This is a genomic window from Streptomyces sp. NPDC059477 (assembly GCF_042749375.1).
Lineage (GTDB): Bacteria > Actinomycetota > Actinomycetes > Streptomycetales > Streptomycetaceae > Streptomyces.
On the sequence record NZ_JBHYUG010000130.1, the window covers coordinates 5,132 to 17,479 of the forward strand.

General features: G+C 70.1%; 18 protein-coding genes. 3 read left to right on the plus strand and 15 right to left on the minus strand.

What is annotated here, in order from left to right:
• Nucleotides 1-120: 120 nt before the first annotated feature.
• The 14 genes from ACFXAZ_RS36670 to ACFXAZ_RS36735 form a co-directional block, all read right to left on the minus strand.
• Entirely contained in the window at nucleotides 121-324 is a 204-nt protein-coding gene (locus ACFXAZ_RS36670; RefSeq protein WP_384600472.1) for a hypothetical protein, read from the minus strand.
• Nucleotides 325-341: 17 nt separating this feature from the next.
• A complete protein-coding gene (locus tag ACFXAZ_RS36675) occupies nucleotides 342-794 on the minus strand; it encodes a hypothetical protein (RefSeq protein ID WP_384600475.1) in 453 nt (150 codons plus the stop codon).
• A complete protein-coding gene (locus ACFXAZ_RS36680) occupies nucleotides 795-1,622 on the minus strand; it encodes a hypothetical protein (protein WP_384600478.1) in 828 nt (275 codons plus the stop codon).
• Between the two features lie 4 nt (nucleotides 1,623-1,626).
• Nucleotides 1,627-2,007, minus strand: a complete 381-nt coding sequence (locus ACFXAZ_RS36685) for a hypothetical protein (RefSeq protein WP_384600481.1) — start codon at nucleotides 2,005-2,007, stop codon at nucleotides 1,627-1,629.
• A gap of 8 nt (nucleotides 2,008-2,015) precedes the next feature.
• Nucleotides 2,016-2,426 carry a hypothetical protein gene (locus tag ACFXAZ_RS36690; RefSeq protein WP_384600484.1) on the minus strand — a complete coding sequence of 137 codons (411 nt, stop codon included), beginning with the start codon at nucleotides 2,424-2,426 and terminating at the stop codon, nucleotides 2,016-2,018.
• A gap of 70 nt (nucleotides 2,427-2,496) precedes the next feature.
• On the minus strand, nucleotides 2,497-3,975 hold the full coding sequence (locus ACFXAZ_RS36695; protein WP_384600487.1) for a phage major capsid protein: 1,479 nt from the start codon (nucleotides 3,973-3,975) through the stop codon (nucleotides 2,497-2,499).
• A gap of 1 nt (nucleotide 3,976) precedes the next feature.
• Entirely contained in the window at nucleotides 3,977-4,957 is a 981-nt protein-coding gene (locus tag ACFXAZ_RS36700; RefSeq protein WP_384600489.1) for an HK97 family phage prohead protease, read from the minus strand.
• A 1-nt stretch (nucleotide 4,958) separates the two neighbouring features.
• The gene (locus ACFXAZ_RS36705) at nucleotides 4,959-6,359 is read right to left on the minus strand and encodes a phage portal protein (protein WP_384600492.1); all 1,401 of its coding nucleotides are present in this window, start codon (nucleotides 6,357-6,359) and stop codon (nucleotides 4,959-4,961) included.
• Nucleotides 6,356-6,547, minus strand: a complete 192-nt coding sequence (locus ACFXAZ_RS36710; RefSeq protein WP_384600495.1) for a hypothetical protein — start codon at nucleotides 6,545-6,547, stop codon at nucleotides 6,356-6,358. The genes ACFXAZ_RS36705 and ACFXAZ_RS36710 overlap by 4 nt, the downstream gene beginning before the upstream one ends.
• Nucleotides 6,529-8,088: a terminase gene (locus ACFXAZ_RS36715; protein WP_384600498.1), complete on the minus strand. Its 1,560-nt coding sequence runs from the start codon at nucleotides 8,086-8,088 to the stop codon at nucleotides 6,529-6,531. Before ACFXAZ_RS36715 ends, ACFXAZ_RS36710 begins: the two co-directional genes overlap by 19 nt.
• Complete coding sequence (locus ACFXAZ_RS36720) at nucleotides 8,081-8,335, minus strand: hypothetical protein (RefSeq protein ID WP_384600501.1); 255 nt, start codon at nucleotides 8,333-8,335, stop codon at nucleotides 8,081-8,083. The genes ACFXAZ_RS36715 and ACFXAZ_RS36720 overlap by 8 nt, the downstream gene beginning before the upstream one ends.
• 406 nt (nucleotides 8,336-8,741) lie before the next feature.
• Complete coding sequence (locus ACFXAZ_RS36725; RefSeq protein ID WP_384600504.1) at nucleotides 8,742-9,185, minus strand: hypothetical protein; 444 nt, start codon at nucleotides 9,183-9,185, stop codon at nucleotides 8,742-8,744.
• A 31-nt stretch (nucleotides 9,186-9,216) separates the two neighbouring features.
• The gene (locus ACFXAZ_RS36730) at nucleotides 9,217-9,507 is read right to left on the minus strand and encodes an HNH endonuclease (RefSeq protein ID WP_384600507.1); all 291 of its coding nucleotides are present in this window, start codon (nucleotides 9,505-9,507) and stop codon (nucleotides 9,217-9,219) included.
• A gap of 22 nt (nucleotides 9,508-9,529) precedes the next feature.
• The gene (locus tag ACFXAZ_RS36735) at nucleotides 9,530-9,805 is read right to left on the minus strand and encodes a hypothetical protein (protein WP_384600510.1); all 276 of its coding nucleotides are present in this window, start codon (nucleotides 9,803-9,805) and stop codon (nucleotides 9,530-9,532) included.
• A 518-nt stretch (nucleotides 9,806-10,323) separates the two neighbouring features.
• Between ACFXAZ_RS36735 and ACFXAZ_RS36740 the strand changes: the two genes are divergently transcribed.
• The 3 genes from ACFXAZ_RS36740 to ACFXAZ_RS36750 all read left to right on the plus strand — a co-directional run bounded on the left by ACFXAZ_RS36740 (nucleotide 10,324) and on the right by ACFXAZ_RS36750 (nucleotide 11,839).
• Nucleotides 10,324-10,698, plus strand: coding sequence for a hypothetical protein (locus tag ACFXAZ_RS36740; RefSeq protein ID WP_384600513.1), 375 nt, complete (start codon nucleotides 10,324-10,326; stop codon nucleotides 10,696-10,698).
• Between the two features lie 164 nt (nucleotides 10,699-10,862).
• Nucleotides 10,863-11,255 (plus strand): hypothetical protein, encoded by a 393-nt coding sequence (locus ACFXAZ_RS36745; protein ID WP_384600516.1) that lies wholly within the window; start codon nucleotides 10,863-10,865, stop codon nucleotides 11,253-11,255.
• Nucleotides 11,256-11,428: 173 nt separating this feature from the next.
• On the plus strand, nucleotides 11,429-11,839 hold the full coding sequence (locus tag ACFXAZ_RS36750; RefSeq protein WP_384600519.1) for a hypothetical protein: 411 nt from the start codon (nucleotides 11,429-11,431) through the stop codon (nucleotides 11,837-11,839).
• A 21-nt stretch (nucleotides 11,840-11,860) separates the two neighbouring features.
• Here the strand turns inward: ACFXAZ_RS36750 and ACFXAZ_RS36755 are convergent, their stop codons facing one another.
• Nucleotides 11,861-12,238 (minus strand): hypothetical protein, encoded by a 378-nt coding sequence (locus ACFXAZ_RS36755; protein WP_384600521.1) that lies wholly within the window; start codon nucleotides 12,236-12,238, stop codon nucleotides 11,861-11,863.
• Between the last annotated feature and the right edge of the window lie 110 nt (nucleotides 12,239-12,348).

Below are 12,348 nucleotides of genomic sequence, written 5' to 3' on the forward strand. Positions count from 1 at the left end.
GACTGAGAACCAGATCCCCCCGGCGCTGGTGGGGGGGTGTGAGACCCCCCCGGGCGGCGGCGGTGTAGGTGACGGCGGCGCCGGTCAGCGGCATCACCGTGGCGGTCAGTGCAGCCATGCCTAGGTCTCCCTCTCGATACGGATGTCGGTGACGACCTTCGCGGGGGCGCCACCAGCCGCGAACCGCGCGCCGTGCTCGTTGAGCCTGTACTCGGTCACGGTCACCCGGTCGTGGGTGATCTCGATGGACGCCGTTGCGTCCAGATCGGCGCCGAGCTCTTCGACGAACGCGGCCACCAGCGGAAACGGAATGGATGTACGCATGGACGGACGGTTCCTCTCTACGTGAAGGCGCGGCCGGCCACGGTGAGCAGGAGCACCACCTGGAGGCCGTCTTCGCTCTGGTCCTGGATGAGGCGGGTCGCCTCGATGCGGGCCTGAAGGGAGCGCAGCCCGAGGCTCGGGTCGGTGCGTAGCCACCCCTCCGGGACGGCCGCGATCTCGTACGCGCGGGTCCGTGCGGCGGCTACGTCACCGTCGCCGCGGCTGACGATCGCCGCCACGGTGACTTGGAAGGTCTCTTCCTGGCTGGTGCCGAGCCCGGAGAACTCGGCGACGGACTGCGCGGCCTGGAAATCGCCCTCGGGGTCGCCGTCGAAGCCGATGACCAGCCACTCCGTGGCGGCCTGATCCGTCACCTCCGGCCCGTCGGTGACGACGACGCCCGCCAGGGCCTCGTCCGTACGGCCGCGGGTGACGAGGGCCTCGATCAGTTCGTGTACGCGTGAGGCCATCTACTCCACTCCTGGGGGAAGCCGGTCCGGCTCCAGCAGGTTCAGGGCCCGGTTGGGGATCGCGTAGCCGAGGCCGGGGATCGGCTCCGACACCGAGTAGTCCTGTCCGCCGCCGGGCAGACCGCCGCGGCGGCCCGCGCGCTGGGTGAGCCAGAGGTGCTGAAGGATGATGCGGGCGCCCGCCGAGATGTTCTCAGCGACGACCGTCCGGCCCGCCCGGTAGGTGAAGCGGAGCGGCCCCCGCAGCACGCCGCCGCCGGGCAGCGTCACCTCGCCCGTGGTCGGGTTCACGTCCAGGGTGTCCACGTCGTACGCCGTGCTGCCGTCGCGGACGGCCTGGACGGCGACGAGATCAAGGACCGGGGTGTACCGCAGCACCACGACCGGAGCGGCCCGGCCCGGATGGTCCTCGGTGATGGTGCGCGGAACGATCGGCCCGGTGAAGTACTCCACCGCGCGGGTGGTCGCCGCGTTCCAGAACCGCACCTCGCCGTCGTCGCCGTGGGAGTCGGCAGGGATGTTGAGATGCGCCTTCGCGTCGGCGAGCGACAGGATCGCGGGCGGCGCCGCCTCCTGGACGTCGAAGACGTCGGTGTAGGCGTGCGCGGGCTCGTCCCAGATCCAGCGCACGGTGTGCCGCCCCGGGACGGCCGTGACGTAGTCCGCCCGGTACCGGCCCGGGACCGTGGTCTCGGCGGCGGCCGGGGCGGCAGTGGTGCCGTCCGGCAGCGTCACAGTCACAGCCGCGCTGGCGGCCGTGATCAGCGTGCCGTCCGGGTCCAGGCAGTCAGCGGTGAGGCGCACCGTCGCGCCGAGATCGAACGGCACGCGGTCACCCCTTGGACAGGTCGGCGCCCAGAACGGTGCTGCGGTTCTTCCCGTCCCGCTCGGCGGCCAGGACGCGGGCCCGCTCGTCCTCGTCTGCCGCCTTCAGGTACTCGATCACCTCGGGCCCGGTGTGCACGGCCGGGTCGAAGGGCGCCCCGGCGGCTGGGTCTGCGGGTGGGGCTAGGTCCCGGCGCTCGCCCGGGTCGGCCGTGGCTTGCTCCACCGGCCGGAGCACCGCCGCCCGGTGGACGGTGGCCTGCGGCTGCGTGAACAGGTGCGAGTGGGTCTTGAGGATGGGGTGCTTGTCGTCCACCAACTGCCCGGCCACGAAGGCGAGCGGCGCCCCGTCGCGCCAGATGCTGAAGGACTCGGTGCAGCGCTGCATGGTGCTCCTCAGGTGTGCGCGATCGGCGAGCGGCGGGGGAAGGCGCGCACGATCACGGCGCCGAAGGTGCCGCCCGTCGTCGCGCCGGACGTGGTCACGGACGCACGCAGATACCGCCGGGAGCCCTTGTAACCCAGCTCGAACAGGGCGTCGTCGTCGGTCGACGTGAGCGACGGCGCGGTGCCCTGGAGGTCGGCGGCGGCCACCGCGGACCACGCCGAGCTGTCGTCGGACTCCTGGAGGATCACGGCGTGCGTGCCGTCCGTGATCGTCCCGGAGTAGACGATCAGCATGGCCGACCGGGACGCGTCCTTGTTCTCGTGCAAGTCGACGGATGTGCCGTTGACCGTGCCGTTCGTGCGGACCGCGAGCGTCAGCGTCAGCTTGGCCCGCGCCACGTTGTAGAGGCTCTGCCTCATGAGGTGACTCCCTCGGGGGAATGCCGACGGCCGGAACACCCTCGCGGCGTGCCCCGGCCGTCCAGCGGGATCAGGTGACGTTGAGCATTCGGAACGCGCCGTCGTTCACCGAGTCGGCACCGACCCGGTACCACGCGTACCAGCCACGCTGACCCGTCGGCCGGCGGTTGGCGCCCACCAGATGCGGCAGGAACTCGATCGACATGCCGATGCGGTCGGCGATGACGTAGTTGTCGAAGTCGCCGTACACCGCCACGTAGTTGTCCTGCGCCGCGGTGACCGATCCGTCCATGTCCTCCGACTCCAGGGCGCGGCGGCCCAGGAGCAGCGGGGGGACGTCGGCGCCGATCCGCTCCCAGAGGTTCGTGCCGCCCGCGCTGTCGAACTGCCTGACGGCGTTGTAGATGCCGCGGTTCGCCAGCCAGGCAGCGTTCGGCCGGTAGCGTCCAGGCAGCGCGGTGTCGGTCTTGTAGACGTCCCCCGAGGCGAAGGTGTCCGTCGTGGTCGACGTGACGATGGACGAGGTGCCGGTGAGGGCGGTGACGATGCCGGTGGGCTGGCCCGAGCCGGACCCCGTGGCGAGCGCCGCAGCCTCCAGGGAGTCCTTGCCGAAGGCGAGCAGCTTGCCGACCTCGGTGGTGACGTTCTCGGCGTCGTCCATCGCCTCGATGCTGATCGGCACGAAGCCGTCCGCTTTCCAGACCGGCACGGTCGGCTGCGCGAACGCGGGCGCGTTGTCACCCGCCTCGGATCCCTCGGACGCCCACCGCCAGGAGACGGCACCCGCGGACACCCCATTCCAGACGTCGCCGGTCGCCACGACCTGCCGGGCGACCTGGCGGATCTGGTTGATCGACCCGTTCGCCGTGATGATCACGGTCGGATCGAGCTGGAACGGGACCAGGTAGCCGCCCGCGTTGTCCGTGAGGGACATCGCGCGCTCCAGGGCCTGCTGCTCCTCCGGCGTGACCATGTGGGACTTGCCCCGGGCGAGCTTGGACCAGGCCCGCATGTACTCCGGGCTGGAGGTCGCCAGGCACATCCGGGCGATGGTGCTGCGCTTGTCGTCCCACGCCTCGATGATGTCCGTGGCCGCGGACCGGATCCGGTCGTTGGCGCCGGCCATCCTCTCGACGGCACACAGCGCGCGGGCGCGCAGCTCCTGGCCGACCTGCTCCGGGGAGCGGTCGAAGGTGCGCATCTCGCCGAGGTCCCACGGATTGCGGAACCGGCGGTCCTCCACCGAGTCGGGGTTGAGGATCGGGTCGGCGTCGTAGCCGGAGCCGATGGCCGTTCCCGGCATGATGCCGGTCGCGGCCGGGCGTCGGGTGCTGCTGGTGCTGCCGCTCGCGGAGCGGATCCGCTCCAGCGCTGCGGTGCGCTCCAGCTGGCGGCGGTGCGCGTCGACTTCCGCGAACTCGCGCGTGAGTTCGTCGAAGCTCTGCTCGTCGTCGGCGGTCAGCGTCTCCAGCCCCTGGAGCCGCTCCAGCTCTGCCTCGATGTCCTGGAGGCGGATCACCGCCTGCGGGTGACTCAGCTGTACGGGCATTTCAGTCGTCCTTGTCGGGAATGGACTCCAGTACGCCGCGCATCAGCCCTCGGATCTCTGCGATCTGGGCTCGGCGGCGGGTGGTGTCCGGGTCGGGCGACGGGTGCCCTGCGGCGGGCGGCGCGTCAGGAGTGCTTGGGGTCAGCGGGTGTCCTAGGGCGGGCGGCGCGCTGGTGGTGCGGGTCTGGCCCGGGTGCCCAGGGGAGGGCGGCGCGGGCGGCTCCGGTACGACCGGGGTCGTATCGAGGGCGGTCGGGTAGAGGAGAGCTGCGGCAACCTCGCGGCGCAGTTCCTGGTCGTCGGGCACGGGCGGCGTCGCGGCGGCGGAGCGGGCGAGAGATGCCCGGATGCTGCGGGTGAACTCGTCGTCGCGGGCGAGGACGGCGGCCTGGTCGCGGGCGCGCACGGACACGCTGGTGCCGGTGTACGCCGGGAAAACCACGGGGCCGAGTTCCCTACATTTCACCTCGATCAGCTCGCGGTGAAGAGGCCCGCGGTCACCCGGTGCCCACAGCAACTCGGCCACTTCCTCCGGCCGCACGGTCTTGCCCTGGGCATCCGTCCACTGCTCGCGAACCACCTCGAACCGGAACGACATTCCGGTGATCGAGCCCGAGGCGATGGCGTCCCTGATCGGCTGCATCAGCCAGTTGTCCGTGATGCGGTTGCTGACGAACACGCCCTGGTCGTCCTCGTACAGCTCCCGGAAGGCCCCGATGGGGATCGAGCCGATCAGGGGGTGCCGGCCGTGGTCGAACTGGCACACCGGGGTCTGCTCCCGGAACGTCTTGCGGAACGCGCCTCGGCGGACGCTCTCGAAGAAGCGCCCCTCCCAGGAATCGATCTCTGTCTCCTGGCCGAACGTCACGGCGTAGCCGGTGAGCGTCCAGCCGTCCCCCTCTTCCGAGGCGGCGTCGTCGCGGACGATCCGGAACGGCACCGACCGCAGGAGTTCGCGGGCGACAGCTTGCATGGCGGGCATCTCAGACCCCTCCCTCGATAGGCCGGAGCGCGCCCTCCAGCGCGGCGGCGAGTGCACGGACACGATCACGCTCGGCGGACGGCTGGGGGGTTCCCGGCGGCTGGAGCTGGACGGAGAACAGCCCGGTGTGCGACAGCAGCGCCCAGTCCTGGGCGAGGACCGCGGCCGTCACGGACTCAGCCGTGAACCCGGCATCGACCAAGGTGCGGATGGTCCTCGACTGCACGCCCTGGATCTCCGCAGCGTCCTTCGCGTCCTCGCGGAGGAACGGCACGTCGCGGGCGTCGTACCAGAGCCGTACGGCCCCCGACGTGCCGCCGCCGGGCGGCCGGATGATGTTCCCGAAGGAACCGACGGCGTTCTGCCACAGCGGGTGGATCGTCCCGTCCGCGAACCGGCGGCGGGCCTGCCCGTAGTTGCTGTACGTCGCGGCCTGGAGCCCCTCCGACAGACCGACGATGATCGGCGGCACCCCGGCCGCTGCGGCGATACGGGTCTCCCCGGCGCCCTGGACCGCCGCGAAGTCGAGCTGCTTGAAGTCGCTGCCGACGACCGTGACGTCCGCGCCGCCGCCCAAGTACAGGGTCCGGTACGCGTTCTCCACGCCGCGGTGGTTGGCCTCCATCTTCGCCTTGAACTTGGCGAACGCATCGGGCGAGACCTCCCGCGCGAGCCGGACCACCATGTTCGGCGTGGCCGCGTTCTCCAGGAACTTCTGCTTGTGCCGGGACATCATCCCGTCGGTCTGCACCTCGCGGATCACCGGCGTCAGCCACGACATGCCCCGGTACGTGGCGAGCGGATCGGGCACGGGCGCGAAGTGCGCCACCTCATCCGCCAGGAGCGGCACGGGCTCCTCGCCGGGCTCCTGGTAGATGTACCCGAGCTTGCGCCAGCCCAGCTTCCCGCCGCGATACTCCCGCCGCTCCAGGACGATGAACACCCAGTCCGGACGCATCCGCACTAGCTCGTCGCCGTCGCCGAGAACGCGCGTCCAGTAGGCGTTGCCCGCCAGGTCGGCGTCCTGGATGTCCCGGGACAGCAGATCCTGCGTCGTCCCTCCCGGCCACGGCTGTTCCAGGATGCGCAGGTCAGCGGAACCGAACATCTCGCTGGGGGCGCCGTTGTTCAGGCGCTGCCATGTGAACCGCGGTGCCGAGAACACGAATTGCCTGGCGGTCATGCACGCCCAGATCACCGGGTTGGTGGCGAACAACTGCGCGTACCCGGGGAGATCCGTCGGTGCCTTCTCGGCGGCCTGGCCGGGCTGCGTCTGCGTGATCCCGAGCGCCGACCAGCCGGAGTAGCCCAGGGATTCCTGGAGGGCCTGTACATAGTCATCGATCGTCGTGAGCGCCCGAGTCTCGCCACGGCTGCGGGCGGCCCGCCACAGACTCGTCACGGACCACCACCCCCGTCACTGTCGGCCGTGTCCATCAGCAGCAGGCAGTAGGCGACCAGCAGGACACCGGCGACGACCAGGCCGACGGCGAGCCCGAGCCCGAGACCGGCCCCGGTGGAGGCGAGCGCCCCGCCGGCCAGGACCCCGGCACGGGCACGGCCCGCCCGGGTCACGCGAATTCGGCCCACGGCTCCACGTCCTCCTCCTCGACCTCGACCTCGGCGTCCAGGCCCCAACGGGCGTTCGTGACGCCCACCAGCGGGCTGATGTCGACACCGGGCGACCGCCGGGACCACGCCCACGCCTCGCCCAAGTCCCTCTTGCGGGCTCCCGCCAGGGCGGTTGCCAGCGGGGCCTGGCCGAGGTGTACGACCTGGCCCGCGGCCACGGCGTCGTAGAACTGGCCGCACGCCTGCGCGTACTCGCGTGCCTTGATCGGCACGATCGGGGCGGCGAGTCTCGGCTCCTCGTCCTGCTCCTGGTCCTCGTCCTCGGGAAGTTCCTCGCCCTCCGGGAGCAGCGCCCGGCGGAGCGCCCGTCGTACGGCGGGAAGCAGGGAGCCGGCCGGGGATGCCTCATCGATGACCCAGCAGCGGGGCCCGTGCGTCCTGGTGAGGGCTTCCACGCGGGCCTCCACCCAGGCCACCCCAGGGCGGTTGTCCACGACTTCCAGGTGCACGTCGCCGCCCGGCGCCGGACCGGCCACGCAGATGGATGCGTGGCTGCGCTCCGGGGTGACGTCCAGGGCAAAGGCCACCGGGTCCTCCGCGCCGGACTCCGGCACGATCAGGGCCTCCCACGCGTCCTTGCTGATCACGGCCCACGCGTCGCCGTCGTCCGACGGGTAGTCGCCGACACCGAGCCGCTCCCGGGCGTAGATCTCGGGCGCCATCGTCCGCCGCTCACGCTCCGTGTGCTCCAGGCTCAGCCGGTAGCCCAGCGCGGGGTTCGCGCGGGCCACCGACTCCGGCGCGGCCGGGTCGTCGTGATCCGTGCACCCAGGCGGGCACTCGCGCGTGTGCGGGGCGATCGACCACTCCAGGTAGGCCAGCGACTCGTCCGGCACCCCCGCCTCGATCGCGGCCAGCGCCCGCCGCCGCAACCGGGCCAGCTGCACGGACAGCGCGCCGATCCCTGCGCTACCGAAGTACCAGACCTGCGGGTCCTCCACGGCCGCCAGGGTGGGCATCAGCGCGCCCATCGCGTCGTCACCGAGGATCATGTCCTCGTCCAGGACCAGCGTCTTCCCGGTGAAGCCGCGGCCGGAGCCACCGGAGCGGGCGAGGAAGCGGAGCCGCTGCCCACTCAGCAGCTCGATCGCTTCCTCGCCCGTCGTACGACGCACCCGCGCAACCCTCTTCCGCAGGTGGTCGTAGTTCGTGATCAGCGACTCGATCCGCCGGAAGGCTTCGAGCGCCGTCTTGAATTCGTGCGCGCTGTGGATGATCAGCGGCTCGTTCAGCAGGTACAGGCCGGCCAGCTCCCGGGCCTCGATCACGCCGCCCTTGCCATTCTGGCGGGCCACGTTGACCGCGATCTCGAAGGCGCTCCAGCTGCCGTCTGCCTTCTCACCGAGACCGACGTGCAGGCAGTACTCCTGCCACGGGTCCAGCGTCACCCCGGCGGACGCCGCCAGCTCCACCGCCTCCTGGCCCGAGCTGGAGACGAACGGCGGCACGGTCTCGATCCGGGGACGCTGCGCGCCGTACAACCGAGCATCGTCAGGCACCGCGGCGCCGCTTCCGCTTCTCGGCGAGCTGATCCAGCGGGTCCGCTTTGGCGGCGGCCGGCGGTGCGACCTTCCGCAGCTCCAGCATCGTCGCGCGCAGCTCACGGGCGACGATCGCCGCCGAGGTTGGTGCCTCGCACTCGTCTAGTTGGCGGGCGAGCTCCAGGGCGACGGCGACAAGGCCGGGCGCGATGTCGCCGACCCTGAGGGCGTCGACCTCGGCGAGCGTCTTGGCCTCGATGTCCACCGCACCCACCCCCATCATCGGCGTCCGCTAAGTGGGTCGAACTCAGTTCGCGGTGAATAGCGCGCCGACCAGGCAAGACGCCGGGTGGAAGGCAGGCCGGAATGCAGGCCAGGAAGCGGGCTCAGCGGCCCATGGGCAGCCTCCCAGCGGCCCCGGCAGCCTCAGACGCGTCTGGGCCGGAGCGGGCCGCTGGCGGGCACTCACTAAATGGGTCGAAATCAGTTCGCGTGGAGTTGATCTTGAAGGGGGCCCACGCGCAAAGCCGGTCGACAAGGGCTTTTGGGTCGCCCGGCCGCTGATCTTCACGATGGGGTCGGGCCCCCTCCCCCTGGGGGTCCCGGCCGTTCCCGCTCGCGGTCATCGCGTGGTCGCGTGATCGTTTGCGTTGAGCGCGAGTGGCGAGTGTTCACCAGGTGCGTGATGCCTGTCGGCTGGTGGTGTGTCCGTGGTGGTGCCGTGTGTGGTGGCGGTACCAGCGGGTGGCGACGGCGGTCATGGCGGGGTCGCGCATGTCGCGTACGCGTTGCATGACGATGTCGCGGCCGGGGTCGACGGTGATGATCTGGGCGTCGAGTCGGCGGTAGCGGGCGAGTGCTGTGGGGCTGGGCATGGTGTGGATGAGGTAGATGTCGACGGTGTCGCGGTGCTTGACGGCCTCGTTGATGGCGGCGAATCGTGCGCGGTGGGCGATCTTCAGCAGGGTGTCGTTGTGGTGCCAGTTGGGGGCATCGGGTCCGGCGAGTGCGAGGGCGATGCGGTCGAGGTCGATGACGATGTCTCGCGTGTTGGCGCGGGCGGTGATCCAGGAGGATTTGCCTGCGGCCGGAGGGCCGGTGATCACGTACAGCATGTCTTCTGCCCGGCTGGAGGTTGCGGCATGGTCACCACCTCCGTGAGGACCGTTGGGGCTGTCGGGCGGCGTCGGTGCGGTTGCCTCGGGCGCTGTTGCAGCGGCGGTGTGCGCTGCGTGCGTTGGCGGGGTCGAGTAGGTCTCCGCCTCGGGAGATGGGTTGGGCGTGGTCCAGGGTGAATGCCCAGGGGTCGCGCTGCGCGTCGGGGCCGGTGAGGCGGTAGTCGATGGCGTGGCCGCACCACCAGCAGGGCAGGCCAAGGGCGCGTTGGGCGGCGGTGAGGCGGCGGTAGGGGCGCCCGTTGCGGGGGTTGCCGGGCACGGGCGCCTCCGCTCCTACGCTCCTAGTTGCTGTCCTCCAGGAGTTCGTCGACGTCGACGTTGCCGTTGTCGTCCACGATGCCGCTGTCTCGTAGTCCGGCTGAGATGCGGAGGGCGTTGTAGTCGTCGTCCGAGAGCCCGTCGCAGGCGGCGGGCCGGTCGTCGCCCAGCTGGGTGGTGTCGACGGTGGCGAGTGCTGCCTGGCAGTCCTCGGCGATCTCGTCCTGGGATTTGCTGCATCCGGCGGTGAGGACGGTGAGGGCGAGTAAGGCGGCGAGGGTGGTGGTGCGGGTCTTCATGCTTCCCCCCAGGGATGTGGGTCTGTGGGGGCATGATGCGTCGCCTGGGGGCGGGCGGGGGGCGTGTTGATCGTGCTGTGACATGCGAGTGCCCCGCGCGGGGCGGGGCGTCTGTGTCTGGGCACGCCGGACTTGGCACCCATGATCCATGGAGCGGGGGTGTGGTGCAAGTACGTCGGGGCGCCGGTGAGTGTGTGTTCTTAGTGATCTTCTAAATACATACATACACCGGGTTCAGTGTCCGGGATTTGCGGACACTGAGGGGTGTGTGGGGTGTTGACCTGGGTGTTTGTGGTGTGGGGGTGGTCGTCAGTGTCCGGGATTCCGAGACACTGAGGAGCGTTCAGTGTCTCGGTTCTGCGGACACTGAGGGGCGAGGAATTCCACCCGAAAGAGATCATCCACCCTGCCTTGAGTGTTGTAAATCTAGAAGCAATTGGGGTAGGGTTGGACGTGTCAGGACGGGGGGTGAGAGCCCCGGAACTGACGCCAGTTGAAAACTCCAGAGAGGAAAGCCAATGGCTGACCATGATGCCGACGAGATCATGAACGCGCTCGCGCACTCGATCTCGTCCACCTACTCACTCCTGGTCGACGTGTGCCAGGCACTCCCCGTGCCGATCACCATGCCGACCGACCGGCACATCCCCACCAGCACCGCACTCCCCGCGATCCGGCGGGCGGAGATGCTGGCCCAGGAGGAGCCGATGGGTGAGACCCAGGAGGTGCAGTTGCGGAGCGGCTGCATCTATCTCCTGGCCGCCATCGACCTCTACGCGCTGTGCGCAACGAGGTACGAGGAGACCCGGGCCGAGGGGGTTGGCGCCAATCTGCTGCACGCGGACGACGCGCTGAAGACCCTCCTGGTCTGGCTCCTGGCCAACACTGGCTGATCCACTCCGCGCCCCCCGGCATCCAGCCGGGGGGCGTTCCCGATTCGCCGCCCCAATGGTGTTGCATTTCTAGGCGTGAGTGCTGTAAAGTTAGACACGTCAGGGCGGGGGGGTGAGAGCCCCCGGAACTGACAACCAGTTGAAAATTCCAGAGAGGAGAAGTCGTGGCAGATCACGACAAGGAGCGGTTCCTCGCACTCGCCGAGGGCATGGTCGGGGTCTACGCGTACATCGCGGGACTCCTGAAGGACCTTCCGATCCGCATCGTCATCCCGGACCTCGTGAAGGTCATGGACGACGACCGGGACCCCAAGGACCTCCTGCTCGCACTCAACCGGGTGCGAGCGGCCATCCAGGACGAGCCGATCTCGGAAACCCACAAGCGCGCCTTCGAGCACCTGGTGCTCGACTGGTTCGCGGCCTACGAGATGCTCGCACTCGTCAAGCTGGCGGGGCCCGCTCCCTGGCGACTCGACGTTGTCGAGTTCGCGCTCAATCGCTGCGTGACCTGGATTGAGGTGATCGAAGACGACGAGCCGGACGACAGCCAGTCGTAGCGGCTCACCGCCCCGGGCAGCCAGCCCGGGGCGGGCACTCCTCCCGGAATCTCCAACCCGCGCCCCGCCCCGCTCTCACACAGCAACAGGGGCCGACGCCGATCCCCGGTCGCCCGGGGGTGAGAGAGCGTCGGCCCCTCCAGTTGAAAACTCCGCAAAGGAGAATCACCACCATGGTAGACCGGCCCGGCCTGATCAATCCCGAGATCGCCACCAAGTACGGCGTGAGCATCCACACCGTGACCAAGAGCTGGTCCCAGCATCCGGAGTGGCCCGCCCCGGCCGGGAAGCGCGGCCGGTACAAGGAGTACGCCGCCCAGGACATCGCCGACTTCGTCCGGACCCACGTCGACCGCCCGACGGTCACGCTCGAACGGCGCCGGCTCTACACCGCCCAGCAGCTGGAGGAGGCCGGTATCGGGATCACGGCCGGGACGATCCGCGCGGACCTCGCACGTGACCGCTGGCCCGAGCCGGACGATACCGAGGACGGCGTGAACCGCTGGCGGGGACAGACCGCCATGGCCGCCATGACGGGCCGCCGTGGCTACCGGAGATCGAGCGGCGGCACAGCGTCGACGTGAGCGACTCCGATGATTGCGGGCTCAGCTCTCGGGGTCCAGCTTGACCACGAAGACGTTCTCAGCGCCGACTTTGTCACAGGCGCCTTCGACCGGGTCTTGGTGCGTCCAGTCGCTGATCGGTTCCACTGTGATCGTCTCGCCATGAACGCGCTCGGCTTCGATCAGCCACGCCAGCAGGTCGGGCGCGTCGATGCCGGGCGGGGGCTTCAGGTGGGCGAGGAACGGATGCTGTTGGACCAGGGCGGGCGCAACCGCGTCGGCCACGTCGTCAAGCTGATGGGTGTAGATGTCCTGCCCGGTCATGATCCGGAGTGTCTCGTAGATCCCTGCCATCTTGCGGCGGGAGACGAGTCGGTCCGTGGTGATGCTGAGTGCGTCGGCAAGCGGGATGGTGGCCACGGGGTCATTCTCTCTGAGACTCGGGGTCAGGTGAGGTCGTGGACGGGGGGGCGCCCCGGGCCGCCCCCCGACGCCCCCCCCCCCCCCCGCTCGCCAACACCCCCACACCG

What these genes read in the sequence shown, in the direction of transcription:
- ACFXAZ_RS36670 (WP_384600472.1), bottom strand. Translation starts at nt 324, where the DNA reads ATGCGTACATCCATTCCGTTTCCGCTGGTGGCCGCGTTCGTCGAAGAG.
- ACFXAZ_RS36675 (WP_384600475.1), bottom strand. Translation starts at nt 794, where the DNA reads ATGGCCTCACGCGTACACGAACTGATCGAGGCCCTCGTCACCCGCGGC.
- ACFXAZ_RS36685 (WP_384600481.1), bottom strand. Translation starts at nt 2,007, where the DNA reads ATGCAGCGCTGCACCGAGTCCTTCAGCATCTGGCGCGACGGGGCGCCG.
- ACFXAZ_RS36690 (WP_384600484.1), bottom strand. Translation starts at nt 2,426, where the DNA reads ATGAGGCAGAGCCTCTACAACGTGGCGCGGGCCAAGCTGACGCTGACG.
- ACFXAZ_RS36695 (WP_384600487.1), bottom strand. Translation starts at nt 3,975, where the DNA reads ATGCCCGTACAGCTGAGTCACCCGCAGGCGGTGATCCGCCTCCAGGAC.
- ACFXAZ_RS36700 (WP_384600489.1), bottom strand. Translation starts at nt 4,957, where the DNA reads ATGCCCGCCATGCAAGCTGTCGCCCGCGAACTCCTGCGGTCGGTGCCG.
- ACFXAZ_RS36725 (WP_384600504.1), bottom strand. Translation starts at nt 9,185, where the DNA reads ATGCTGTACGTGATCACCGGCCCTCCGGCCGCAGGCAAATCCTCCTGG.
- ACFXAZ_RS36735 (WP_384600510.1), bottom strand. Translation starts at nt 9,805, where the DNA reads ATGAAGACCCGCACCACCACCCTCGCCGCCTTACTCGCCCTCACCGTC.
- ACFXAZ_RS36740 (WP_384600513.1), top strand. Translation starts at nt 10,324, where the DNA reads ATGGCTGACCATGATGCCGACGAGATCATGAACGCGCTCGCGCACTCG.
- ACFXAZ_RS36750 (WP_384600519.1), top strand. Translation starts at nt 11,429, where the DNA reads ATGGTAGACCGGCCCGGCCTGATCAATCCCGAGATCGCCACCAAGTAC.